Here is a 24,919-nt window from a genome sequence, read left to right as displayed (position 1 = left end):
TCCAGGAGTAGCCCTCACGAGGGTTTGCGCAGCTCCTCCAGGGCCTCGACGAGGACGGGGGTGTAGTCGGCGTAGCCCTGGGGAGGAGCCCGGTTGGAGCGGATGACCGCGACGGCGTTGCCCACCACGCCGAAGCGAGTCTCGGGGACATCGAAGTACCCGGCACGGAAGGCGTCCTGGAGCAGCTGGGCCTGCTGCTCGGGATTCATCTTCCGCCAGGGTTTCCCCTCGCGCAGGGCCTTCACGTAGTCGTAGCCGTCCCCGAGGCCCTGGGCCCACAGCGCCTCGACGGCATAGCTCCAGCCGTGGTGCTGGTACTGCCAGAGGTGGGTGGCCTCGTGGACGAGCAGGGACGGGTTCTGTCCCCGGGCGAAGCGCTCGTACTCGGCGTCGGGCAGGTGCAGGGTGTTGCCCAGCACGAAGGCGCGGCTGTTGTTGACCCGTGCGACAATGGTGGCCATCCGCACCAGCCGCACGGGCTCGTAGGAGATGCCCTCGGCGAACACCCGGCGCAGCAGCCGCACCTCCTGAGTGCTCAGCGCACGTTTGTCCGTGCGCGTGGGGGCGGACTCCGGGTCTGCCATGGCGGGGCTCCTCGCGTTGACTCTCTCAGCCTTCCAGCGAGGCGCGCAGGAACCAGGCGTGCTTCTCGAACTCGGTGATGATGCCGGTGAGCAGGTCCACCGTGTCCGTGTCCTGGTACTGCTCGGCCAGCTTGCGGCTCTCGCGCACGCCGGTCAGGTAGGCCTCGATGCGCTCGGCCAGCAGCCGCACGTGCTCCAGGTCCCTCGTCGTCTCCTGCGGGTAGTCCGGGATGCGGCTCGTCTTCGCCACGTGCCGGGTGGTGCCGTACGCCTTGCCTCCCAGCGTCACCGAGCGCTCGGCCACGGAGTCATTGTGCGTCGCCAGGCTCACCGCGAACGTCTCGAAGAGCGGGTGCAGCGCCGCGAACTGCGGACCCTTGATGTTCCAGTGCGCGACCTTGATCTGGCTGTGCAGGTCCAATCCATCCGCCAGGCGCTCGTTGAGGGTGGCGGAGATGGCGGAGCGGCTCTGCTCGGGAAGGGGGCTCGGGCTGCGGTACATGTGTTCGTCCTTTCGCGTGTCGTTTGGAAATTGGATGCGCTGTGCCGGAAAGCGACGCGCCCCCCGGCGTTTCCACCGGAGGGCGCGTCTGATGTCAGCGTGAAGCGGAACGCCTACGACTCGAGGCCCACCGCCGCCGCGTGGACGACCGAGGCGATGCGGACGGCATCGTGCACCTGGTCCTCGGAGAGGCCGCCTTCGATGACGACCTTCTCGTGCGACTGGACGCACATCTCACAGCCGTTGATGGCGCTCACCGCCAGGCAGACGAGCTCGAAGTCCACCTTGTTGGTGAGCACCTGCACCAGCCGGTTCATCCGCAGGCCGGCCCGCTTGGTGGAGTACGACTCCTTCCCCACCATGTGGCGGAACCGGTAGTAGACGTTGTTCATCCCCATCAGCGAGGCCGCGGCGCGCGCGTCCTCGACGACGGGCTCGGCCTTCTCGCCCAGCGCCTGGCGGGCCTCGTGGAGGATGGCTTCCTTCAGCTTCTCGTTACGAGCCGCGAAGGCACACGCCACCGCCACCCCCCAGCGCTGCTCGGGGGTCAGGCTGCCACTCTCCAGTACCGACTGGAGATTGAGGCGGGTGTCCCTGTGGGCATCCGCCAGCTCACCGCGAACGACTTCGAGCGACGCCATGGCGTATTACCCCGCCTTCGCCAGCTTCTTGGTGAGGGTCTCCTCGCCCTTCTGCCAGTTGCAGGGGCACAGCTCGTCCGTCTGGAACGCGTCCAGCGTGCGGAGCACCTCGCTCACGTTGCGGCCCACCGACAGGTCGTTCACCGACACGTGCCGGATGATGCCCTGCGGGTCGATGATGAAGGTCGCGCGCAGCGCCACGCCCGCGTCCTTGTGCAGCACGCCCAGGCCGGTGCTCAGCTCGCGCTTGATGTCGGCCAGCATCGGGAAGGGCAGGTTCTTGAGGTCCGGGTGGTGCGTGCGCCACGCGTGGTGCACGTACTCGCTGTCGGTGCTCACGCCGAGCACCTGCGCGCTGCGATCCTGGAAGTCCTTCTCACGCTTGCCGAACTCGGCGATCTCGGTCGGGCAGATGAAGGTGAAGTCCTTGGGCCAGAAGAAGAGGACCAGCCACTTGCCCTTGTAGGTGTCCTGGTTGATCTCCTTGAACTCCTTGCCCTTCTCCAGGCTCACCACGCCAGTCACGTTGAATGCGGGAAGCTTGTCGCCAACGGTCAGCATTTGGTTCGACTCCTTTGGGTTGTTGAGGCCTGCCTGCCTGGCAGACCGGCTAAGGGTTTCTTCGCGTACTACTTGGAGCAGCCTCCGTGCCAGGGAAACGCCACCCGTGATTCCAAAGGGTTGACTCCTCCTCACTCCCTGAACGACGCCGCCGGACCGGTGCATACCGAAATTTCGGTGTCCGGCGCCACTGACATTTCGGTGCCGCTCCGGTTATTTAAACGGACGCATGGCGGACGACATCGTTGCGGTGACGCGAACCGGACCCCTGAGGGATGCCCGGGACCTGATCGAGCTGGCGACCTCCGAGGAGGCCGTGGGGGAGCTGCTGCGCCGGGGCCTGGACTGGCTCACCCGCGTGGTGCGCTTCGACCTGGCGACCCTCTTCTTGTTGCGAGAAGGGAAACTGGTGTCGGTGGCGGCGCGGGGGCCGCTGGCCTCGGAGAAGGTGCGCCGCCACGAGCTGAAGCTGACGGACTTTCCCACGCTGGGCCAGGCGCTGGAGACGCGCCGCGCCCGGGCCTTCACCCAGGAGGACCACGCGCACGGGGATGGAGACCCCTTCGATGGGGTGCTCGACCTGCCGCCGGGGCACTCGTGCATGGTGGTGCCGCTGTGCGCGGGGGAGCGGTGCTACGGCCTGCTGACGCTGGACAGGACGGAGTGCGAGACGTACCCGCAGGCGGTGGTGGACCTGGTGGAGGTGTACGGGCAGATGCTGGCCACCTCGCTGCAGCAGGCCGAGCAGAAGAGCACCTTCGAGGTGCTGCACCGGCGGGAGCACGAGCACGCGCGGCTGTTGGAGTCGCAGCTGGGCGGGGACGAGGTGGGGGTGCTGGAGACGTCGCGCAGCCCGGCGGTGCGCGAGCTGGCGCTCCGGGGGCGGCAGGTGGCGGAGACGGACACGCCGGTGCTGTTGCTAGGTGAGACGGGCACGGGCAAGGAGCGGCTGGCGCGGGCGGTGCACCGCTGGAGCGCGAGGGCGGAGGGGCCCTTCGTGACGCTCAACTGCGCGGCCATTCCCGCGGGGCTGCTGGAGAGCGAGCTGTTCGGCCACGTGAAGGGGGCCTTCACGGGCGCCACGCGCGACAGGGCGGGGCGCTTCCAGATGGCGCACGGAGGCACGCTCTTCCTGGACGAGGTGGGGGAGCTGCCGGTGGAGCTCCAGGCCAAGCTGCTGCGGGCCCTCCAGGAGAAGACCTTCGAGCCGGTGGGGAGCGATCGCACGGTGCGCTCGGACGCGCGCATCCTCGCGGCCACCCACGTGGATCTGCAGCAGGCCATCGCCCAGCGGCGCTTCCGGGAGGACCTGTACTACCGGCTGAGCGTCTTCCCCCTGCGGCTGCCCCCGCTGCGCGAGCGGCTGGAGGACCTGCCGCAGCTGTGCGCGTTCCTCCTGGCGGAGCTGGCGAAGCGCACCGGGCGGCGGGGGATGAAGGTGACGGCGGACGGCATCGCGCGGCTCGCGGCCTATGACTGGCCAGGCAACATCCGCGAGCTGGCCAACGCGCTGGAGCGGGCCACCATCCTGTCGCGCAAGCCGGAGCTGGGGGCGGAGTCCTTCGACCTGCCCCTGCGCACGCCGGGGACGAAGGCGGAGCCGTTGCCGCCGTCACCGTTGCCGGAGGGCGCGGTGCCCACGCTGGAGGAGGTGCAGCGCCAGCACATCCTGCGCGTGTTGGCGTTGACGCAGGGCCGCATCTACGGCCCCGGAGGCGCGGCGGCGCTGTTGGGTCTCAAACCCTCCACGTTGCAGAGTCGAATGAAGAAGCTGGGCATCGCCCGGTTGGAGCAGTACGTGGCACGCATCCCTCAGGAGGAATCATGAGCGATCCGCAGCAGCCTCGAGGTGCCCCCGTCGCCGCACCGCCGCCCAGGTCCTCTAGCAAGGCCCTGGTGGCGGGTATCGTCGTGGTCCTGGTGCTGGGGGCCGGCCTCGGCTGGTACTTCCTGCGCGGCGAGAAGCAGGAACCGGCGGCTCCGGCCACTCCCGCCGAGCCGGTGGCCGCCGCTCCGGCCCCCTCGACGGGCGAGGACGCCGGGACTCCCACCGAGCGCCTGCCGTCGCTGTCCCAGAGCGATGCCCGGGTGCGCGAGCTGGTGGGCCCGCTGTCCTCCCTGCCCGAGCTTCAGAAGTGGCTCGCCTCCGCGGAGGATCTCGTGCGGCGCTTCACCTCGGCCGTCGGCAACATCGCCGAGGGCGAGAGCCCGCGCGCCGCGCTCGCGTTCCTGGCGCCCCAGGGGGCCTTCCAGGTCGCCGAGCGCGATGGCCGCACCGTCATCGCTCCCGAGAGCTTCGCCCGTTATGACCCCGTGGCGCGCGTCCTCACCTCGCTCGACACGCAGGCCACCGCGCGGGTGTACCGGACGCTCGCGCCACTCATCGACGAGGCCTCCAAGGAGATCAGCCGCCCCGGCCAGCGCTTCGACCAGACGCTCGCGAGCGCCATCCAGCGGCTGCTCGACACGCCCGTGCCCGAGGGTGACATCGAGGTGGTGGACACGCCCGGCGTGCACTACGCCTACGCGGCTCCGGAGCTGGAGCAGCTCGGCGCCGCGCAGAAGCACCTGCTGCGCATGGGGCCGGCCAACGCACGCGCCATCCAGGCGAAGCTGCGTGAGCTGCGGAGCGCGCTCGCGCTGCCCTCCGCCAGCCGTTGAGCCGGCTCACCGGCCCCGGGGGGGCGCCGCCATGTAGAAGTGGAGGCGCGTCACGGGCCGGTAGCCCATGTGGCGGTACACGGGAAGCCCCACCGGGGTGGCGTGCAGCACCGTGCGTTCGATGCCCCAGGCCCGCTTCGCCTCGTCGAGCGCGTACCGCATGACGGCCTCGGCGCAGCCGAGCTGCCGGTGCGAGGGCAGTGTGGCCACCATGCTGATGTAGGCCACGTCGTGCACCCGGATGACGGCCGTGCTGGTGGCGGCCTCTCCCTGGCGGAAGCCGACATAGCCCCTGCCGTCCCCCGAGAAGATGGCCGGAACGTCGAAGGCCTCGCGCCCCATCGGTATCGGCATGTCGTAGCAGCGGGAGTTGACGTCGCACAGCTGTTGCCGGCCCTCGGCATCCCTGGCCTGGCGGATGTCCATCACCGGAAGGGGCCGCATGGGCGGCGCGAGGCGCTCGGCCACCATTCCCGTGGCCACCATGGAGGGCGTCAACCCGTGTGGGGCCAGCAGCCCGTCGGCTCGCGTCCTCAGCCGGGGCGGCAGCTGGTCCTCGCACAGGGCGAACATCCACCCGTGCTTGCCCGCCGCGAAGTAGCGGGCGGCGGTGGCGGCGGCCCGCGTCAGGGCCTCCTCGGTCTCCACGGGACCGGGGAGGAAGGCCGCGTTCATCATCGACCAGGCGACGTTGCTCGCCGCGATGGACACCTCGGGCAGGTCGAGCACCTCACCGGCGACACTGTTCCTGGCGAAGAAGCGCCAGGTGTCATGGAACCGGGTGTTGGATTCGTGGATCTCGTCGATGGACATGGGGCTCAGCGCGAGCCCGCATTATTGGAGCCGCGCTCCCCGAAGGCCAGCGTGGTGAGCGAGTCCGAGGCGTTGAGGAGCTGGTAGGTCGCGGCGCTGCCGAGCACGCGCTTGACGTAGAGGCGCGTCTCCTCGACGGGAATCTGCTCCACCCACTCGTCCAGCTCGGCGTCGGGGAAGCGCGACAGCCAGCGGTCCACCGCGCCGGGGCCGGCGTTGTAGCTGGCCACCGCGAGCGCCGGGTTGCCCGCGAAGCGACGCTGCAGGCTGCCCAGGTACGCCGAGCCGAGGCGGATGTTCTCCCGGGGCTCGAGCAGCGCCGTGGGCGTGGCCAGCGTCACGTTGAGCTGGCGCGCCACCGCGAAGGCCGTGGCCGGCATGAGCTGGGCAAGCCCCAGCGCCCCGGTGGACGAGCGCGCCCTGGGGTTGAAGGCGCTCTCCTCGCGGATGAGGGCCTGCATCAGGTCCGGGTTCACCCGCGCCGCGCGGCTGTGCCGCACCACCAGGTCGCGGAAGGCGTGCGGGTAGGCCGCCGAGTAGATGAGGCGCGTCTCGGCCTCGGTGGGCGCGGCCAGTCCCTCGCGACGCAGGGCCCAGGCGATGGGGCGCGCGTGCCGCTCGTAGCCGGTGGTGTTGAGGATGTGGAAGAGCAGCCGGATGGACTCCTCGCTGCGGCCCTTGCGGTCCACGGCCAGCAGCTCGGCGGGCCCCTCCCGGTGCTCCAGCCTCAGCAGCTCGATGCCGGTGATGAAGTGCGGATCCTTCGCGAGGGTGCCGGCGTCCAGGGGCCAGACGTCCATGACGCTCACGGGCGCGCGCAGCTTCTCGGTGATGGCACGGGCGCGCTCCGGCGCCTCACGCGCCAGACGGGAGCGCGCCATCAGTCCATACCACGTGGCCGCGCCCTCGGCCGCCACCCGCTCCAGCAGCGCATGGGCCTCCGCGGCGCGGCTCTGCGTCATCAGCATGCGCGCGCGCCAGTAGCGGGCCCGCTGCACCGACTCGTGCGTGGAGCCCTTGCCCTGGAGGGCCTCGATGCGGGAGAGCGCCTCGAGCGCGGCGTCGGGTTGGCTCTCGGCGCGGTACACCCAGAAGCGCTGGAAGAGGGCCTCGGCCGCGAAGTTGCCTTCCGGATAGCGGGCGATGAGCTGGTCCAGGTAGCTCATGGCCGCCGCCTTCTCACCGCGCTCCAGCGCCTTGCCGGCCGCGTAGAAGAGGGCGTCGTCCGCGTAGGGGTGCTGCGGGTAGTCCTGCGCCAGCTTCAGGTAGGTGGCGATGGAGCTCTCCGGCTCCACCACCGACTCCGAGTAGCCCAGCACGTAGAGGGCGCGCGGGCGGAGCGCGGTGTCCTGGCACTGCTCGACGACGGGCCGCAGCGCGCGGATGGCCAGCGAGTGCTTGCGCTCCTTGCGCAGCGCCGTGCCGTAGGCGAACTGCGCGCGGCAGGCGAGCGGATCCGGCAGCTCCATCTTGGGCAGCAGCCGCTCCAGCATGTCCAACGCCTCGAGGTTGTGGTGCAGGGAGAGCAGCGTCTCGGCGCGCGCCACCTTCCACTTGGGCACGTAGGGCAGGTCACGCAGGCCCTTCACGGCCTCCGTCGCCTCCCTGGAGAAGGGATGGAGCGCCCACACCGCGAGGTGCGCGCGGTGCTCGCCGTTGTAGTCGGCCTGGTAGCGCGCCAGCCGGGCGATGGTCAGCCACGCCTCGGCCTGGGCGGGGTTGTTGGGCTTGGGTGTCTCCGTCTGGACGAGCGGGGTGAGGGCCGCCAGGGCCCCGGCGTAGTCCCGCTTCTTCTTCTCGAGGATGTACGCCATGCCGAAGCGGGCCTCCTCGTAGCGCCGGGCGCCGGGAGCCACGGCCGAGTAGTGCTGGACGGCCTCGGTCCACTTGCGCAGCCGCTCGTAGGCGCGGGCCGCCTCGAAGTGGCAGTAGTCGCGCAGGGGCGGGTGCGCCTCCGCCAGCGACGCGAGCTCCTCGGCCGCCGTGGCCCATTGGCCCATGCGCAGGGCGCTCATCGCCCGGAGGTAGCGCACCGGAGGCGTGGCGTCCTGCTTCTCCAGAATCTGCCGGGCGGTGCGGTAGCGGCCCCGGTCATACGCGTCCTTGGCCTTCGCGAGCTCTCCCTCGGCGAAGTAGGACGTGAGGTCCGCGCGCTCGAACTTGTGCACCCAGCGGCGCTCGCCCGGGGGCACCTGCTCCACGGGTCCGAGGGTGAACTCAGGAGGGGCCTCCTCGTCTTCGCTGTCCAACGAGGAGTCCAGTTGATGCTTGGACGAGGCGCTCTCGGCGAGGTTGGAGATCTCTCCTTCCTGCTGCGGAGCGGGCGTCTCGGCCCAGGCGGGCGCCACCCAGAGGGCGGCCATCAGCGGCCAGCCCATCAGCTGACTCGCGGGCCGCAAGAGGCCTCGGAGCGTCGCGTGTTCCAGTCCCACACCATCCCCCTTGTTCGAGGCACGCACAGCGCGTGAGGGCCTAGAACTAGGAATGGCTTTCAGGCACGGGGAGTGTGGGAGGATGGCGCTTCGCGCACGTGCGTTGTCTCCTGTACGGCACACATGCCCGCAGGGGGGCAGGCGAGCGAGCTGCATGACATGCACCGTGAGTGATTCGCACGCTCTGAGAATGCGCGGTTGGGTGCTTCTCACGCGGCGCGAGTTCTCACGGGCGGTGCAGTGTCACCTGGGTGGCAACGCGCGTCAGTCGAGGAAGCGCCGCTCCCACCGCCGCATGTCCTCCTCGCTGAAGCCGTCCCAGCGAGAGCGGTCCATGTACAGCCAGGGTTCCAGTACGCGCGCCAGCTCGCGGTACGCGGGTAGCGTGTGGCCCTGCTCCGTATCGCCTGCCTCCGGCCATTGGCCCAGGGTCACCACCGCCCGCTCTCCGTCGAGCTCCTGCACGGTGGTGCCGGGCGAGTGAAGACGCTGTCGCAGGCCAGTAGCGCCGCCCAGCTCGCCCAGGACGGGCTGGCCCAGGAAGTTCAGCCAGTGCACTCCGTCCACCCGCGTGCCGATGGAAAGGGATTCGAAGTGCACTCCTGGGATGTCCAGACCGGGATGGCGGAAGGACAGGTCTCGGATGCGCTCCGTGGTGCCGATTGTGCTCTCCGGGAAGTGGAAGACGATGCCCGCGTGGCCTGAGGCGAAGGGCAGCTCCGCCGCCAGTTCCAGCGCCAGCTTCCGCACCTGCCCTGGCCCGTGCTCTTCCAGGTATTCCGTGGGGAGGCGGAAGGACACCACGCTCGTTTCACCCTCATCGGCCACGTCGAGCAGCCGACCATAATAGAGAACCTCGTAGCCCGTGGTGTCACTGGGGGACTCACTCAGCCAGAGTTGGGCGACGGTTCCCGTGAGCAACACCTGCCGCAAGTTCGCCCAGCTGTTGTCTTCGAGTTGCTCCCAGTCGCCGCTATCTGGGTCGACGTACCAACCGAGCGCCTGGGGCCCGATCTCGTGGCGATACGCTTCCAGGGAGCGAATCACCTGCTGCACTACCTCCTGGTAGGAACGCCTCATATAAAGAGTGATGCTCACACTCTCCCGGATGAAGAGGTGGCTCCCTCCGACGAGCTTGTTCTTGTAGAGACGTACGCGCGGGTAGTGCTCTCTCATGGAGAATGACCAGACCAGGCCCGCTCAACGCGGAAGGGGGCTTGCTAACACGTGCCAGCTCTTTCTATGTGCAGCCAACCGGTCAAGATACCCCTGAACCGGGTCCCGGGCGTGTTCTAGGGTTCATCATCATGCCCATCACCCAGCTCGAGGTCGCCGGGTACCGCTCGGTGCGCAAGCTCGTCCTTCCCGTCGGGCCGCTCACCGTCATCGTGGGGCCCAACGGCAGCGGGAAGACGAACCTCTACCGCTCGCTCTACCTGCTGTCCGCCGCGGCCGAGGGCCGGCTGGCGCAGACGCTCGCGGAGGAGGGCGGCGTGCCCAGCGTCCTCTGGGCGGGTTCTCGCGACAAGAAGCCCGTGCGCATGACGGTGGGCGTCACCCTGGATGAGCTCGCGTACGAGCTGAGCCTCGGTCCGGTGCCGCCCATCCTCGACGAAGAGCGCAAACCCCTGAGCCTCTTCAACCTGGACCCGGAGGTGAAGGAGGAGCACCTGTGGACCGTGGAGGGAAAGCGGCGCGCGGTGCTGATGGAGCGCAAGGACCGCACGGCCTTCGTGCGCGACTCGGAGGGGAACCGGACCACGTTCCCCGCGCAGCTCTGGGCCAGCGAGTCGGTGCTGTCCCAACTCGCAGAGCCGCACCGCTTCCCGCGCCTGTCCGAGCTGCAGCGCACGCTGCGGATGTGGCGCTTCTACCACCACTTCCGCACGGATCCGGACGCCCCCATGCGCTCGCCGCAGGTGGGCGTGCGCACTCCGGTGCTGGCGCATGACGGGCGCGACCTGGCCGCCGCCCTGCGGACCATCATCGAGATTGGGGACCACGAGGCCCTGGAGCGGGCCCTCGAGGATGCCTTCCCCGGCTCCCGCTTGGAGGTGCAGGCGCCACAGGGGCGCTTCAGTCTCTTCCTCCACCAGCCGGGGTTGCTGCGTCCGCTGGCGGCGCGCGAGCTGTCGGACGGGACGCTGCGCTACCTGTGCCTCCTGGCGGCGCTCTTGAGCCCCAGGCCCCCGGCGTTCCTCGCGCTCAACGAGCCGGAGACGAGCCTCCACCCGGACCTGCTGGAGCCCCTCGGCCGGCTCATCGTGGATGCCTCGATGCACAGCCAGGTCTGGGTGACGACGCACGCCGAACCCCTGGCCCAGGCCATCGCGAAGCGCTCGCGGGCGGAGCCGGTGCGACTGGCGAAGGAGCTCGGGGCGACGGTGGTGGAGGGGCGCGAGGCGCCAGAAGACTGACGCGCCGCTGTCCTTCCTCGTCCTCGTGCGCTAGCGGTTGCGCTGCATCCAGCGCCAGGCGGACTCCACGATGGCGTCCAGCTTCTGCTGCGTGGGGCGCCAGCCGAGTTCCCGCACGATGCGCGCGGAGCTGGCGATGAGCACCGCCGGATCTCCCGCCCGCCTCGCCCCCTTGCGCACGGGAATCTCCCGGCCCGTGACGCGGCGGGCGCAGTCGATCACCTGCTTCACGCTGTAGCCCTCCCCGCCGCAGCCCAGGTTGTAGATGGAGCTCGGGTGTCCCTTGGCCAGCGCGTGCAGGGCGAGGATGTGCGCCTGCGCCAGGTCCACGACGTGGACGTAGTCGCGCACGCAGGTGCCATCCAGGGTGGGGTAGTCATCGCCGAAGATTGTGACCTCAGGCCGTTGGCCCGTCGCCGCCTGGAGCACCAGCGGGATGAGGTGGGTCTCGGGATCGTGGCGCTCGCCACTGCGCTCGGTGGCGCCCGCGGCGTTGAAGTAGCGCAGGCTCACGTACTTCAGCCCATGGGCTCCGTCGTACCAGCGCAGGGCCCGCTCGAAGGCCAGCTTCGTCTCGCCATACGGGTTGGTGGGCTGGGTGGGATTGCTCTCCTCGATGGGCTGCTTCGCGGGCTCGCCGTAGACGGCGGCGGTGGAGGAGAAGACGAGGTACTTCACTTCCGCCCCGAGCATGGCGTCCAGCAGGCTGAGCCCCCCGAGGACGTTGTTGCGGTAGTACTTCGCTGGCACCTTCACCGACTCGCCCACCAGCGAGTCGGCCGCCATGTGCACCACCGCCTCGACCTTGTGTTGGACGAGCGTCTCGCGCAGCAGCGCGGTGTCGAGCAGGTCGCCCTTCACGAAGGTGGCGCCCTCCACCACCGCCTCCCGGTGACCCTTGTAGAGGCTGTCGTAGACGACGACCTCGTCACCCCCCCGCAGCAACTCCTCCGTCACCACGCTCCCGATGTAGCCGGCACCGCCCGTCACCATGACTCTCATCGACATTCCCTCCGCACCGGGACGCTATAGCGGGGCCGCGCCGCCGCCCACCCGAAAGAGAGCAGGGCGCATGGTGCCGGGTGGCGGAGTCATGTCCTCCTGTTCAGTCTGGCGGCTCCAGGTAGTTCCCGTCGCCTTCATTGATGGTGTCCGATGCACATCTCTGGTTGTCCTCGCCGGCTGCCGTCGAGGCCTTTCCTCCAGGGGGGGAGGGGATCGGATCCGGACCGGTCGAGCGGGTCTCCTTCGGAGGAATGTCCTCGGGAGCCTGCTCGCCACCCTGGTCCGTCGCGATTCTTCGTTCCTTGTCAGACGCTGTCATGGTGTGGGCCCTTGGGTTCGCGCAGCCATAAATTGCTCACCGTCGGGCCTTCTTGGGGAGAGGCCAGCCGTGGCTGGTGTCCTCCACGGAAGGAAGGACAGCGCAGGTCCGCCTGCTCTCCGTGCTCGGGTCCCGTCGGACTCAGCGCGTGGCGGATGGTCTCCGAGCAGGGGAGCGAGCCTCAAGCGGCGGGGTGCCTACCCTCCCCGCATGAAGATGCTCCTTCACGAACTCCATCCCTCTGTCGTTCACGCTCCACTGGCCCTGCTGCCCACCGCGGCGGTGGCCGATCTCATCGCGGTCACCAGCGGGGACCGGGCCTGGGCGAAGGTGGGCCGGCGGCTCTGGGTGGCCGGTACGGTGAGCGCGCTCTTCTCGGGGCTGGCCGGACTGGCCGCCTCCCAGGAGGTGAAGCTCGAGGAACCCCGCGCTCGGGACATGGTGTTCCTCCATGGTCTGGGCAATGCCTGCATCACGCTGGGGGCGGTGGGCGTGACGCTGTGGCGGCTGAGCCGGCCTCCCTCGGTGGGCCAGACCGTGCTCGGGCTGCTCGCGAACGTGGCGGCGCTGTACACCGCCTCGCTCGGCGGGAAGATGGTCTACGAGCTGGGCGTGGGCATCAACCCGATGCCGACGGACACCGCGTCGGGGACATTGAAGGGGCCGCCGCTCCTGTCCCGTGAGGCACCCCGGGCGCTCCTGCGCGACGGGCTCCAGGGCGTGCGCTGGTTGTTCGGCCGCGCGAGGAGCCTCTTCTCGGGCACGCATCCGCTGGACCCCGGAGCCAAGGGCTTCGGCCAGGGATACGAGGGGCCCACGGTGGGGCTCGCGGCCCTGAATCGCGACACCGCCGCTTCGGGTCCAGAAGCGCCACGGGGCTGACCGGAGAGGAGCGGGCTTCCCGAGGGACTGCGCTACCTGCCCGTCTCGTCTCCCTCCACGAGCTCCACCGTGTGACATCCCTCCCCGAGGGTTGTCTCTCCGGTACAATGTTCGCGTCATGCTCATCGATACCCTGCTGGGTGACCTTCCGCGCTCCGTCTTCTTCCAGGAGCACTACCTCCAGCAACCGCTCGCGCGGCCTTCCACCGCGGCGAAGCTGCGGGAGCTGGCGACGTGGGACACCGCCGAGCGCCTCATCGAGACGCCCGCGTGCGACCTGCTGCTGGTGCGCGATGGCAAGCTGTGGACCGGCCCCAGGCCCGCGAGCGCCCGAGAGGCCCGCGCGCTCCACGCGCAGGGATATTCCATCGTCCTGCGGCACGCGGACCGGCACGACGCCGGCCTCGCGGAGCTGGGGCGTACCCTCTCCGCCGAGCTGCAAGGCACGGTCAACCTGCAGCTCTATTGCACCCCCGCGGGCCACGGCAGCTTCGGCTGGCACTGCGACCCGGAGGAGGTCTTCATCTTCCAGACGCTGGGGGCCAAGAGCTACCTGCTGCGGCGCAACACGCTCAACCCCACCCCCCTCCACGAGACACTCACCGATGCACCGGACGTCTCGCGCGAGCGGACGCCGGTGCAGGAGTGCCGGCTCGAGGCCGGTGACTGGCTCTACATTCCCGGCGGCTACTGGCACCACGTGAGCGCGCCGGAGCAGGAGTCCATCTCCATCTCGGTGGGCCTCATGCCACCGACGCCCATCGATGTCCTGGACTTCCTGCGCACGCAGTTGCTGCGCTCGCGCGCCTGGCAGCGGCGGTTGCCACCGCTGGGACATGCCTCCCCGCTCTCCGATGCGGAGAAGATGGAGGTCTACCGGAGCCTGTTCCAGGAGCTCGGGGGCGAGCTGAAGAAGATGATGGAGGACCCGCGGCAGGTGCTCCGGTTCATGGCCACCAGCGCCAGCGCGGGAATCCGCTCCTCGGCGCTCGGTCTGGGCACCCCCGCGCGCCGGGACGAGAAGGACTGAGCGGAGCGGGGAGGCACCCTCGGTGGAGGGCGAGCCCCCCCCACGTTGGCCGGTGGGGACGACGTCGCTCACGTCCCCTGGATGTCCGGCGTCTCCGTGACGCGCGTTCCAGTGCCTTCCTCGCTCGACTCCACCCGGGAGATCTCCGAGCGCAGGTCGCGCAGGAAGTTGTCCAGGTCCCTCGCGTCCATGGCCCCGAGCACCCTGGGCGCCATCATCCGCATCACGCTGAGCTGCGCGTGGAACGGGAGCTGGAAGATCATGTCCATGATCCGCGTCACCGACTCACCGGGGCTCGGTGGCTGCGGGCCCGTGTCCATGGGAACCTCCATCATCCGCATCTCCATGGGCCGCGTGTCGCCATGTCGCTTCGACGTGTCGGTCCCGTTTCCGAAACCGTGCACCGCCTTCCCCCGCATGACGGTGGTTCCGGTGGAGTGCTCCTCCATCTCCATCGAGGCGGCCTCGCGGATGCTCATCGCGCCCTTGGGCTTGTCGATGTGGTTCGGGTTCTGGGGGAGGTCGAGCTTCTTGTCCTTGTCGTATCGGGCCATGAGGTTGCTCCTCGGGCGTGGAGGCTGGGGGCGACGGCCTCCAGTCATGCCCTTGTTGCTGAGCTATGCAGGGTGTCGCGGCGTACCCAGTCACGAGAAGGGAGCGGTGCCCCTGGATGCTCGCTAGCATCGGGTGCCTCGTTGCCCCTCGGCCGCGGGGACACGTGCAACCCGACTCGGAAGGATTCACCTTTAGACACGCCATGAGCTCGCGCGACGCCCTTGCCGTTCCCCATGACGACTTCCAGCTCCTCGTGAGTGTCCTGCCCGAGCCCCTGCAGGCGGCGATGAAGGAGCTGTCTCCGGCGGAGGTCCTCGAGGTGGTGATGGACCTCGGCCGCTCGCCCGAGGCCCGGCTCACCGGGCGCGTGGTGCGCCTGTCCGAGACTCCCGTCACCCGCAAGGACCTGGAGCACGTGCTGGGGCAGGTGGGCTCGGTGGGCGAGGACAACCGCGCCGGCATCGAGCGCACCCTCCACCGCGTCTCCGCCATCCGCAACCGGCAGAACAAGGTCGTGGGCCTCACGTTGCGCGTGGGGCGCGCCATCTTCGGCACCATCGACATGCTCAAGGACCTGATCGGCAGCGGCCTCAACATCCTGCTGCTCGGCCGGCCCGGAGTGGGCAAGACGACCAAGCTGCGCGAGGTGGCCCGCGTGCTCGCCGATGACCTGGGCAAGCGCGTCATGGTGGTGGACACCTCCAATGAGATTGGAGGCGATGGCGACATCCCCCACCCGGGCATCGGCGGCGCGCGCCGCATGCAGGTGTCGCGGCCGGACCGGCAGCACGACGTGATGATCGAGGCGGTGGAGAACCACATGCCCGAGGCCATCATCGTCGACGAGATCGGCACCTCGGCCGAGGCCGCCGCGGCCCGCACCATCGCCGAGCGCGGCGTGCAACTGGTGGCCACGGCTCACGGCAACACACTGGAGAACCTCGTCCTCAACCCCACGCTGTCGGACCTGGTCGGCGGCGTGCACGTCGTCACGCTCAGCGACGAGGAGGCGCGGCGGCGGCGCACGCAGAAGACGATCAGCGAGCGCCGTGCTCCGCCCACCTTCGACGTGGTGGTGGAGATGGTGAACCGCGACGAGGTGCTGGTGCACCGCGACACCGCCCAGTCGGTGGACCGGCTGCTGGCGGGCGAGAACGTGGGTGGTGAGCGGCGCCTGCTCGTCGAGGGCCAGGTGGAGGTGAAGGAGGAGCCCGAGTCGGTGGCCCCGCTGCCGCCCAGAGCCGTCGAGGCCCCTCGCGGGCTCTCGAGGGGGCCGACCCGGGAAACTTCCCGGGAGCCCGCTGCGGGTCGAGCGCCGTCCCGGGTGGCACCGCCGCCCCGGCGCGAGCCCGGCCTTCGTCAGGGCACGACGCGCATCTACGCGCACGCGGCCAGCAGGGACCTGCTCGAGCGGGTGCTGAGGGACATTGGCGCGGACGCGCGCGTGGCGGGCCGCCTGGAGAACGCGGACGTCGTCATCACGCTGCGCTCGCGGGCGAATGATCCGAAGCTGCGGAAGGTGTCGGAGAAGACGGGCGCGCGCGTGCTGGCCATCAAGCGCAACAGCTCGTCGGAGATGCGGCGGGTGCTGCGCGACGCCTTCCTCATCGCCGAGGGCGTGGACGAGGATCAGGTGCGCGAGGCGGTGAGCGAGGCCGAGCATGCCATCCAGCGCGTGTTGAGCGAGAGCGTGGCGGTGCCCCTGGCCCCGAGGCCTCCCCGGCTGCGCAAGCTGCAGCACCGGCTCGTCTCGCGCTACCACCTGGAGACGGTGAGCCACGGCAGCGAGCCCCAGCGGCACCTCACCATCTACCCACTCGGGGCGATCGTGGACATGCCCCGGGGCCGGGAGCTGGATGGCGAGGACGAGGAGGAGGGCGCGGAAGGCCTGGCCTGAGTGGGGCCGGGGTCCCCTCGCGCCCCCGCTCGGGCGCGGCGGGCCGTCAGGAGCCCATGTGCGGCTGATCGCCCCGCGGCTCCTGGGGACGCTCCTCGCGCAGCCGCTTCGCCTCCTGGGCCACCGGCCTGTCCTCCCGGGGCTTCACGCGGATGCGGTTGTGCACGTCGTGCACTCCGCGCACGTGGGCGGCCATGTCCTCGATGGCGCGCTTCTCCCAGCGCTCCTCCACCGTGCCCATCAGCGTCACCTCGCCGTCCTTGACGGTGACCTCCACGTCCCCCACGTCGACGGGCCCCTCCATGAGCCGCTCGCAGACGTCCTCGCGGATGCGGTCATCCGCGCGCTGGTAGCCGCGCGGCGGGCGCACCGGACCCCGCCGTGCCTCCGTCCGCTCCAGCATCGCGTCGTAGCTTCGAGGCTGGTAGCCGCGCTCGTAGGCGCCCATCCCCCCGTAGCCACCCTGGTTGTAGCCCCGCTCGGCACCGAACGAGCCGTACCCCGGGCGGCCCGGCTCGCCGCGCCGGGGACCTGGGTCCTGTACCGGACGCTCCATGCGCCGCGCGCGCACCGGGAAGCGTTGCTCCTGGCCGTAGCTGTCGCCGTAACCGTCATTGTCACGCCGTGCCATTCGTGGACTCCTCTCTTGCGGGTTGCGTGGGGCGCCGCCTCACTGCAGCGTCCGGCCTTCCTGCTTCGAGCCCCGATCCTCGACCCGGCGCTCCTGTCCCTGGTCGCGTTGCTGTTCGCGGGCGACCCGGATCTCGTTGTGGACCTCCTTCACGCCGAGGATGTCCTCGGCCACGTCCTCGATGGCGCGCTTCTCGTCGCGGCTCTTCACCGTGCCGGTGAGGGTGACCTCGCCCTTCTCCACCCGGACGTCCACGTCATCGGCATCCATCCAGCCCCGCATCAACCGCTCGCAGAGATCTTCGCGGATGCGCTCATCCGAGCGCTGGTAGTTGCGCGGCCCCCGGCCCTGGCGCCGGGGCAGCTCGGGGGACTGCTCGTAGTAGGGATAGGCGCCCTGCATGCCGCCACGGCCGGCGCCGTGGCCCATCTCGCGGTCCATGTCCCGCGTGGGGCTGGTGGCGTAGCCGGTGCGCGGGCGCTGCTCGATGTACGAGGACTGCACGCGCGGGGGCTCGTAGCCGCGATCGTTCCCCTGGTCCTGGCTCCAGCCCTCGCCCCAGCCGTAGCGCCGCATGTCCTCGGGGTCCCTCGCGGCGCCCAGGGCGTAGGTGCCCCGGTCCCAGCGGTCGGTGTCGTACGGCTGCGTGCGCACGGCGCCGCGGTCCCCGTAGCGGTTGAAGTCGCCCCGGGTGCGCTCGCGCGTCACCTCGCTCCAGAAGCCCTCGCCGAACTCCTCGCCGGGGCCGCCAGCGGCGCGTACGCCCGGCGCGCCCCGCATCAGCCCGCCACGCTGGTACTCCTCACGGCTGTCCTGGTCGAAACGTCCCCGGTCCTCGTCACCACCGTACTCGTAGCCCCGGCCGTAGCGGCCCACGTCGCGATCGCCGTAGCCGCTGCCCCTCATGCCTCCGCCACCCCCGAAGCGGCCCCGGTCCCGGTCCTCCTCGCGGTAGCCGCGGCCCGGGCCCCGATCCTCGTCGCGGGCCTCTCGCGTGCGGCCCATGTCCCGCCCGCGCTCCGTGACATCTCGCCGGGTGCCCCGCTCCGGGTCCTGGCCCAGTCCCTGCCGCTCCATGCCATGCCGACGCCTGTCCGCCATCGCCGCCTCCTTGGGGTGTGGATCGCCTTGAGGGTCGTACCGGCTCGCACCCACGGCAAGGGGGCGTGGAGGCATGGTTGCCCGGCTCCTCCTCCCTCCGAGCGGACGACTCCGTCCATCGCTCGACCCGCATCGCTCGCGTGACGTCTCGGTAAATGGGAATGTTTGGCAGGTGAATCGCCACGAGGCCGGGGTGTAGGCTGCCGTGCCGATGCGACGCGGGCCGCGTGGACGGGGGGGCTTCATTCCCGTGGTTCCGTGGCCCGGTCCGTCCTGTTTCCCCATCGGAAAGGAAGAGAGTCGATGCGAAGGTTCCTCCAGCTTCTCGCCTGCGCGGGATTCGCCGTGCCCTTGTTCGGCTGCCCGGGAAAACCGGAGCCAGAGCCCGGCAGCCTCTACATCCGAGGTTCGGTGTCGGCGCCCGTCGGAGTCAGCATCAAGGGGACGGAGCTGGTGGCGTGCTTCGTCATCAACAACGAGTGCTCGCTCGACTCCAGCAACACGAAGCGGGTGGTGCTGCAGGCATCGGGCTCGCGTGCCGCCTACAGCTTCGACGGCCTGGCCGCCGGCAACTATCAGGTGATCGCCGTCAAGGACTCCAACAACAACGACGCGTTCGATGATGGCGACTACTCGGGCCAGTATGTGAAGGGGGGCTCGGAGGCTGTCGCCGTCACTCCGCCCGTGATGGGCATCGACATCGCCTTGCAGATGAAGGGCTCCGGCAACCACCAGCCCATGTCGGAGAACGTGAAGTACCTGCGCCCCGAGGACTTCGTGGGCGGCAAGGCCACGGTGACCTTCTCGTCACTGGGGGCCGAGGAACGCGTGGCCATCATCCCCGTGCACGCCAGTCAGTCCTCCAAGGTGGATGGCTTCCAGTACGGCATCACGACCAGCGGCATGACGGCGCAGGGGCTGATGCCCGAGCTCCAGCGGATGATGAGCACCAGCCCCGAGGCGGCGGGCCTCCAGGCGGACGAGGCGTCCTCCCTGCCTTCCGACGCGCACCTGCGCCGGTTGGAGCAGGGCCTGCGGTGGGCCGAGCGGCTCAAGCAGGCGGGGGTCAGCCCCTCGAGCCGTGCCGGCCAGTTGCGCGCCCAGGCCCAGACGCCGATCGGCCCGTGCCCCGGCCCGTACACGGTGGGGACCCTGCGGTGCGGTTTCTGGATCATGAGCGGCGACACGCAGCAGCAGATCACCGCCACGCTGCGCCACGCGAGCGCCAATGCCTACTGGTTCGTGCAGAACGAGGACGCGAGCGACTTCTCCGAGGCCGAGCTGCAGAGCCTCGCCAACGACTTCGAGACCAAGGTGGTGCCGTCCGATCGGCAGTACTTCGGTGACTTCTCGGACGTGGACCAGAATGGGAAGATCTTCATCATCTTCAGCCGCCTGCTGGGCCCCGATGGTCTGCTGGGCTACGTGCATCCCGCCGACCTGTTCACCGACGCGGAGACGGCGCCGTACGGCATCCGCAGCAACGAGGGCGACATCTTCTACGCCGCCACGCCGAGCACCCTCTCCGGGATGACCCGCGCCCGCTACTTCAGCGTCTCCATGCCCTCCACCATGGTGCACGAGCTCAAGCACCAGATCGCCACGAGCACGCGCGTGCTCTCCGTCCCCGAGCGTCCCGTCGAGGAGCTGTGGATCGAGGAGGGCAGCGCCATGGCCGCCCAGCAGCTGGCGGGACTGGGCACGCAGGTGGGCGAGGTCCAGCCCTACGCGCGCTACAGCCTGATCTCTCCCCAGGGCTTCCGCACGGTGTACGCGAGCCGGCCCGAGGCGCCCCAGGAGGGATTGAGCATCTACGGCTACAACTTCCTGCTCATCTGGCGCGCGGCGGAGAGAAAGGGGCACGCCCAGTTCTGGCGCGGGTGGTCCGCGGGCCCCGACAAGGGCATCGCCAACCTGGAGGCGCACACGGGCTCTCCCTTCCCCGAGCTGATGCTCGACTGGGCCACCACGCTCATGCTCGACCACACGGGGCTGCTCACGGGCTACGACTACCAGGGCATCAACCTGCGTGACGGGAGCTGGTCCATGCTGGGCTACAGCCCCTTGAGCAGTGGCGCCACCGGCACCACGCGCTCGATGAGCTACCTGGTGGGCCGTGGCACCGGCGGCAGTGCCAGCATCACCGTGCAGGCGCTCAACGGCGCATCGCCCTACGCGGTGGTGGCGCGGCTGCCCGGCTCGCTGCCCTACAGCACCAAGGCCATCACCGGAAAGGTGACCGCCCCGCTGGGCACCTCCCTGCAGGGGGCGGTCCTGGAGGCCTGCCACGTCGTCGACGGCAAGTGCGACGAGCGCTCGTTCAAGACGCGGGGAGGCCAGTTCCGCTCCTCGTCCCAGAGCTCCAACTACTCGCTCCAGGTGGAGCCGGCCGACTACATCGTCCTCGCGTACAAGGACGTCAACGGTGACGGCAAGCTGGGCGCTGGCGACTACTCCGGCTGCTACACCACGGGCCTCAGCACCAGTTGCGCCATCCTCCGGGTCGGCTCGGACGTGTCGGGCGTGGACGTGCAGATGAAGGTGCTGACGGGCCTCACGGGCCAGGACGCGGACGTGTTGCCGGAGGGCTTGTTACAGCCCCGGCTCTCCGCGGACGCCTCGTCGCTCTTCCAGGCCCTCCTCTCCCAGGCGCGGTGAGCCATGTACCTGTTGCCGCTCGCACTGCTGCTGGCCGCCGCTCCGGCGGAGACCGCCTACCGCCCGCTCGACTTGAGCACCCTGGCCCAGGGCCAACCGGCCCCCGGCCTCGTGCGCGTCTCCGGCCGCTACCTGGCCGAGGCCGGATTCTCCGAGCTGGTGCGCGGCGTGGTGTCCAATGACCGCTACGCGCTTCGTGTCGAGGGCCAGGCGTTCGACTGGACGCCCAAGGCCGGAGAGCTCGTGGAGCTCTGGGGCCTGCTGCAGGTGGACGAGCGCGGCTCCGTGCTGCGCTTCCACAACGGCCGCCGCTCCGATGATGCGAGCCGGGCCCCCCGGCCCTCGCCAGCGCTCGCGGAGGGCCAGCGCACCCGGCTGTGGCTCAAGGTCACCGAAGGCGGCGCTTCCCCCTTCCCGCTGAAGACCGGCACCACCGAGGACGGCCGGAGCGTGATGCTGCCCGCCAGCTACCGGGGGCCCTTCGGCCTCGTGTGCCTGCAGGGCACCCTCGGCACGTTGGGCAGGGGCTTCGCGCTGCGTGAGCCCTCGCCCTGCAAGGACAAGTAGCTGAATCGCCGCCCGGCGGGCCCGCTCAGGCCGCCGGGCGCTTCGGCCGGGCGAGCCCCAGCACCAGCAACCCGGTGAGTGACAGCGCTCCGCCCACGGCGCAGACGCCGCTCCAGCCCCAGTGGCTCCAGGCCAGGCTGCCCAACCATGCGCCGGTGGCACCCCCGGCGAAGTACGTCACCATGTAGACGGTGTTGAGCCGGTTGCGGGCCTCGGGGCGCAGCGAGTAGACGCGTGTCTGGTTGGAGATGTGGTTGGCCTGCGCGCCCAGGTCCAGGAGGATGACGCCGAGCGCGATGCCCCACAGCCACTGGCCCAGCAGCCAGAGCACCCCGAAGGAGGCGAACAGGATGCCAATGCCGAGCGCGTTGATGCGCCGGTCTCCGCGCGTGTCGGTGTACCGCCCCACCAGTGGCGCGGCGATGGCGCCGGCCACGCCCACCACGCCGAAGAGCCCCGCCACCTGGGCCCCGTAGCGCTGGGGCATGGACTGGAGGTAGAGCGCCAACGTGGCCCAGAAGGCGCTGAAGCAGCCGAAGGTGAGGGCCCCCAGCACCGAGTGCAGCCGCAGCAGGGGCTCCTCGCGCACCAGTCCGCCCAGGGAGCGCAGCAGGGCGGGGTAGGGCAGGGTGGCGCTCGGGGACAGGCTCGGCAGGGTGAGCCGCAGCACCACCGCCAGCACCAGCATCAGCCCCGCGGCGAGCCAGAACATGGCGCGCCAGCCGAACTGCACCCCGAGAAATCCCGAGGCGGTGCGCGACAGCAGGATGCCGATGAGCAACCCGCTCATCACCGTGCCCACCACGCGGCCCCGCTGGGTCTCGGGCGCCAGGTGCGCCGCGAAGGGGACGATGAGCTGGGGCACCACCGTCGTCACCCCCACCAGGCCGCTGGCGACCACCATCCACGGCAGGTTCGGCGCCAGCGCCACGCCCATCAGCGCCAGGCTCACCAGCACGGTCATGATGACGATGACGCGCCGCCGCTCGAGGCTGTCACCCAGCGGCACGACGAGCAGCAGGCCCAGGGCATAGCCCACCTGGGAGAACGTGGGGATGAACCCCAGCGCCCGGTCCGAGGCCTGGAACGTCTGGCCGATGTCTCCGAGCAGGGGCTGGTGGTAGTAGAGGTTCGCGACGGCGAGGCCCGCGGCGGCGGCCATCATCCAGACGAGGCTCGGGCTCATGGAAGGGGACTTCACCGCGCCCCCATACAGCCCGGTCCGGTTCCCGACAAGCGCGGCCGTGGTGCTCGCGGGGCTTGCGCGGGCCGAGGGGGGACGGGGAGGATCCACCTCATGCCCTCTCCTTCCTATGTCCACGGAACCAGCACGACCCCGCTGCTCGGGGAGACCATCGGCCAGAACCTGCGGCGCACCGTCGAGCGCCATGGCGACCGGGAAGCGCTGGTGGTCGTCTCCCAGGGCTACCGCGCCACGTGGCGCCAGTTCTGGGACGTGACGACGCGGGTGGCGCTGGGGCTGCTGGCCTTCGGCGTGGAGAAGGGGGACCGGGTGGGCCTCTGGTCCCCCAACCGCTACGAGTGGGTGGTGGCCCAGTACGCCGCGGCCCGCATCGGCGCCATCCTCGTGAACCTCAACCCCGCCTACAAGACGGCGGAGCTGGAGTACGCGCTCAACCAGTCCGGCACCAGCGTGCTGCTGCTCGCGCGCGGCTTCCGCCAGTCGGACTACCGCAAGATGTTGGAGGAGGTGCGCCCGCGCTGCCCCGGCCTGCGCGTCGCCCTGGTGCTGGACGATGACTGGCAGCTGCTGCTCGAGAACGGGACCCGCGTGAGCGAGCGCACCCTGGCGGACCGCGAGGCCTCGCTCCAGTTCGACGACCCCATCAACATCCAATACACGTCCGGCACCACCGGCTTTCCCAAGGGCGCCACGCTCAGTCACCACAACGTCCTCAACAACGGCTTCTTCGTGGGAGAGGGCATCGGCCTCACGCCCGAGGACCGCGTCTGCATCCCCGTGCCCTTCTACCACTGCTTCGGCATGGTGATGGCCAACCTGGCCTGTACCTCCCACGGCGCGACCATGGTGATTCCGAGCGAGGCGTTCGATCCGCTCGCGGTGATGCAGACGGTGGGCGCCGAGCGCTGCACCGCGCTCTACGGCGTGCCCACCATGTTCATCGCCGAGCTGGACCACCCGCGCTTCGGCGAGTTCGACTTCTCCTCGCTGCGCACCGGCATCATGGCCGGCTCGCCGTGCCCCATCGAGGTGATGAAGAAGGTCCAGTCGCGCATGAACATGCGCGAGGTCACCATCTGCTACGGCATGACGGAGACCTCGCCCGTGTCCACGCAGAGCTCGCTGGATGACCCGCTGGACAAGCGCGTCTCCACCGTGGGCCGGGTGCATCCGCACGTGGAGGTGAAGATCGTCGATCCGGGGACGGGCGCGGTGGTGCCTCGCGGCACGCCCGGCGAGCTGTGCACGCGCGCCTACAGCGTGATGCTCGGCTACTGGAACAACCCCGAGGCCACCCGGACGTCCATCGACGCGGCCGGCTGGATGCACACCGGCGACCTGGCCACCATGGACGAGGAGGGCTACGTGAAGATCGTCGGCCGCATCAAGGACATGATCATCCGCGGCGGCGAGAACGTGTACCCGCGCGAGATAGAGGAGTTTCTCCACACCCACCCGGCCGTCAGCGAGGCCCAGGTCATCGGCGTGCCCAGCGAGAAGTACGGCGAGGAGGTGATGGCCTGGGTGAAGTCCAAGCCCGGCGCCACCGTCACCCAGGAGGAGCTCGTCCGCTTCTGCACCGGCCGCATCTCCACCTTCAAGATTCCCCGCTTCTGGAAGTTCGTCGACGAGTTCCCCATGACGGTGACGGGGAAAATCCAGAAATTCCGGATGCGCGAGGTGGCGGTGGCGGAGCTGGGGCTGGAGGCCGCGGCGTCCATCCGCACGGCGTGACCCCGGGGAGCGGCGTTTTGGGGTGTAATGGCCTCCCCCCTTGCCCGGTGACCGGCCGAGTGCTCACCGGGCATGCCCCCCGCAGAGGTCCCCCCGTGTCGATGTCCACCGCGTCCGCCATCCCCGCCCCCGACCTGGAGCACCTGCTCACCCTGGCCACACCCGCGGACACGTGCCGCGGCATGTTCTTCAACGGGATGCTCGAAGCGGTGCGGAAGCTCGGGGGAGAGGAGGTCCGGGCCCGGTGCTACGTGGCCGCCGGGGCCAAACGCTACGTGGACTTCTTCAGCTACCCGGTGGCGGACTTCCTCAAGGCCGTCTTCACCGCCGCGGACCTGCTCGGGCCGAAGCACGGAGGGCGGGACGCGGTGATGACCCTGCTGGGAAGGCGGGCCACGGAGGACTTCCACCAATCCACCGTGGGCAAGACGATGCTGGCGCTCGCCGGCACGGATCCGCTTCGGGTGGTCAACAGCTTTCCCAGCGCCTTCCGGGCCGCGGTCAGCTATGGCAATCGCACCGTGGAGCACCTGGGGGACAAGCAGGCGAGGTTGCAGATGCGCCGGGACTTCCTGCCCATGGCCTACAACGAGGGCGTCCTCACCTACTCGATGGAGCAGTCCACGGCGAAGGAGCTCGTGGTGCGGGGTCACCGGCTGGCGACCCTCGATGTCGATTATGACATCCGCTGGAGTTGATGGCTGTCCCCTCTTCCCGGGGTCCGA

The 24,919-nt window shown here is 69.9% G+C and carries 22 protein-coding genes; 10 read left to right on the top strand and 12 right to left on the bottom strand.

The features are described from left to right. Window positions 1-14: 14 nt before the first annotated feature. From JRI60_RS39255 to JRI60_RS39240, 4 genes are all read right to left on the bottom strand, one after another. Window positions 15-584, bottom strand: a complete 570-nt coding sequence (locus tag JRI60_RS39255) for a hypothetical protein (RefSeq protein ID WP_204221137.1) — start codon at window positions 582-584, stop codon at window positions 15-17. A 25-nt stretch (window positions 585-609) separates the two neighbouring features. Beyond that, the gene (gene dps, locus JRI60_RS39250) at window positions 610-1,086 is read right to left on the bottom strand and encodes a DNA starvation/stationary phase protection protein Dps (protein ID WP_204221136.1); all 477 of its coding nucleotides are present in this window, start codon (window positions 1,084-1,086) and stop codon (window positions 610-612) included. Window positions 1,087-1,199: 113 nt separating this feature from the next. Further along, the gene (locus JRI60_RS39245) at window positions 1,200-1,727 is read right to left on the bottom strand and encodes a carboxymuconolactone decarboxylase family protein (protein ID WP_204221135.1); all 528 of its coding nucleotides are present in this window, start codon (window positions 1,725-1,727) and stop codon (window positions 1,200-1,202) included. Window positions 1,728-1,733: 6 nt separating this feature from the next. Beyond that, window positions 1,734-2,288, bottom strand: a complete 555-nt coding sequence (locus JRI60_RS39240) for a peroxiredoxin (RefSeq protein ID WP_204221134.1) — start codon at window positions 2,286-2,288, stop codon at window positions 1,734-1,736. 229 nt (window positions 2,289-2,517) lie between these two features. Here JRI60_RS39240 and JRI60_RS39235 point away from each other — a divergent pair, with 229 nt between their 5' ends. Further along, window positions 2,518-4,116 carry a sigma 54-interacting transcriptional regulator gene (locus JRI60_RS39235; protein WP_204221133.1) on the top strand — a complete coding sequence of 533 codons (1,599 nt, stop codon included), beginning with the start codon at window positions 2,518-2,520 and terminating at the stop codon, window positions 4,114-4,116. Next, the gene (locus JRI60_RS39230) at window positions 4,113-4,949 is read left to right on the top strand and encodes a DUF3014 domain-containing protein (protein ID WP_204221132.1); all 837 of its coding nucleotides are present in this window, start codon (window positions 4,113-4,115) and stop codon (window positions 4,947-4,949) included. The genes JRI60_RS39235 and JRI60_RS39230 overlap by 4 nt, the downstream gene beginning before the upstream one ends. A 6-nt stretch (window positions 4,950-4,955) precedes the next feature. Here JRI60_RS39230 and JRI60_RS39225 read toward each other — a convergent pair whose 3' ends face one another. From JRI60_RS39225 to JRI60_RS39215, 3 genes are all read right to left on the bottom strand, one after another. Further along, window positions 4,956-5,762: a GNAT family N-acetyltransferase gene (locus tag JRI60_RS39225; RefSeq protein WP_204221131.1), complete on the bottom strand. Its 807-nt coding sequence runs from the start codon at window positions 5,760-5,762 to the stop codon at window positions 4,956-4,958. Between the two features lie 5 nt (window positions 5,763-5,767). After that, a complete protein-coding gene (locus JRI60_RS39220; protein ID WP_204221130.1) occupies window positions 5,768-8,194 on the bottom strand; it encodes a transglycosylase SLT domain-containing protein in 2,427 nt (808 codons plus the stop codon). Between the two features lie 264 nt (window positions 8,195-8,458). Beyond that, window positions 8,459-9,370: a DUF3396 domain-containing protein gene (locus tag JRI60_RS39215; RefSeq protein ID WP_204221129.1), complete on the bottom strand. Its 912-nt coding sequence runs from the start codon at window positions 9,368-9,370 to the stop codon at window positions 8,459-8,461. Window positions 9,371-9,501: 131 nt separating this feature from the next. Between JRI60_RS39215 and JRI60_RS39210 the strand changes: the two genes are divergently transcribed. Further along, window positions 9,502-10,611 (top strand): AAA family ATPase, encoded by a 1,110-nt coding sequence (locus JRI60_RS39210; protein WP_204221128.1) that lies wholly within the window; start codon window positions 9,502-9,504, stop codon window positions 10,609-10,611. A 30-nt stretch (window positions 10,612-10,641) separates the two neighbouring features. Here JRI60_RS39210 and galE read toward each other — a convergent pair whose 3' ends face one another. Next, a complete protein-coding gene (gene galE, locus JRI60_RS39205) occupies window positions 10,642-11,619 on the bottom strand; it encodes a UDP-glucose 4-epimerase GalE (RefSeq protein ID WP_239469991.1) in 978 nt (325 codons plus the stop codon). A gap of 526 nt (window positions 11,620-12,145) precedes the next feature. Between galE and JRI60_RS39200 the strand changes: the two genes are divergently transcribed. Together JRI60_RS39200 and JRI60_RS39195 are read left to right on the top strand one after the other, a co-directional pair. Then, window positions 12,146-12,817, top strand: a complete 672-nt coding sequence (locus JRI60_RS39200; protein ID WP_204221127.1) for a DUF2231 domain-containing protein — start codon at window positions 12,146-12,148, stop codon at window positions 12,815-12,817. A gap of 118 nt (window positions 12,818-12,935) precedes the next feature. Next, on the top strand, window positions 12,936-13,847 hold the full coding sequence (locus tag JRI60_RS39195) for a JmjC domain-containing protein (RefSeq protein ID WP_204221126.1): 912 nt from the start codon (window positions 12,936-12,938) through the stop codon (window positions 13,845-13,847). A gap of 68 nt (window positions 13,848-13,915) precedes the next feature. Here JRI60_RS39195 and JRI60_RS39190 read toward each other — a convergent pair whose 3' ends face one another. Continuing rightward, window positions 13,916-14,401, bottom strand: a complete 486-nt coding sequence (locus JRI60_RS39190; protein ID WP_204221125.1) for a hypothetical protein — start codon at window positions 14,399-14,401, stop codon at window positions 13,916-13,918. 203 nt (window positions 14,402-14,604) lie between these two features. Here JRI60_RS39190 and JRI60_RS39185 point away from each other — a divergent pair, with 203 nt between their 5' ends. Then, window positions 14,605-16,299 (top strand): R3H domain-containing nucleic acid-binding protein, encoded by a 1,695-nt coding sequence (locus tag JRI60_RS39185; RefSeq protein ID WP_204221124.1) that lies wholly within the window; start codon window positions 14,605-14,607, stop codon window positions 16,297-16,299. 46 nt (window positions 16,300-16,345) lie between these two features. On the opposite strand, the gene JRI60_RS39180 is transcribed toward JRI60_RS39185, so the two are convergent. After that, window positions 16,346-16,930, bottom strand: coding sequence for a BON domain-containing protein (locus tag JRI60_RS39180; RefSeq protein ID WP_204221123.1), 585 nt, complete (start codon window positions 16,928-16,930; stop codon window positions 16,346-16,348). 39 nt (window positions 16,931-16,969) lie between these two features. Next, window positions 16,970-18,031 carry a BON domain-containing protein gene (locus tag JRI60_RS39175; RefSeq protein WP_204221122.1) on the bottom strand — a complete coding sequence of 354 codons (1,062 nt, stop codon included), beginning with the start codon at window positions 18,029-18,031 and terminating at the stop codon, window positions 16,970-16,972. Between the two features lie 303 nt (window positions 18,032-18,334). On the opposite strand from JRI60_RS39175, the gene JRI60_RS39170 reads away from it, so the two are divergent. Further along, window positions 18,335-20,689 (top strand): hypothetical protein, encoded by a 2,355-nt coding sequence (locus tag JRI60_RS39170; RefSeq protein WP_204221121.1) that lies wholly within the window; start codon window positions 18,335-18,337, stop codon window positions 20,687-20,689. A 3-nt stretch (window positions 20,690-20,692) separates the two neighbouring features. Continuing rightward, a complete protein-coding gene (locus JRI60_RS39165) occupies window positions 20,693-21,256 on the top strand; it encodes a hypothetical protein (RefSeq protein ID WP_204221120.1) in 564 nt (187 codons plus the stop codon). 25 nt (window positions 21,257-21,281) lie between these two features. On the opposite strand, the gene JRI60_RS39160 is transcribed toward JRI60_RS39165, so the two are convergent. Next, window positions 21,282-22,442: an MFS transporter gene (locus JRI60_RS39160; RefSeq protein WP_239469990.1), complete on the bottom strand. Its 1,161-nt coding sequence runs from the start codon at window positions 22,440-22,442 to the stop codon at window positions 21,282-21,284. Window positions 22,443-22,553: 111 nt separating this feature from the next. Between JRI60_RS39160 and JRI60_RS39155 the strand changes: the two genes are divergently transcribed. Beyond that, window positions 22,554-24,194 (top strand): AMP-binding protein, encoded by a 1,641-nt coding sequence (locus JRI60_RS39155; RefSeq protein WP_204221119.1) that lies wholly within the window; start codon window positions 22,554-22,556, stop codon window positions 24,192-24,194. A 101-nt stretch (window positions 24,195-24,295) separates the two neighbouring features. Next, window positions 24,296-24,892, top strand: a complete 597-nt coding sequence (locus JRI60_RS39150) for a DUF2378 family protein (RefSeq protein ID WP_239470887.1) — start codon at window positions 24,296-24,298, stop codon at window positions 24,890-24,892. Window positions 24,893-24,919 lie beyond the last annotated feature (27 nt).

Source organism: Archangium violaceum, assembly GCF_016887565.1.
Lineage (GTDB): Bacteria > Myxococcota > Myxococcia > Myxococcales > Myxococcaceae > Archangium > Archangium violaceum_B.
This window is presented reverse-complemented; position numbering and strand designations above follow the sequence as displayed.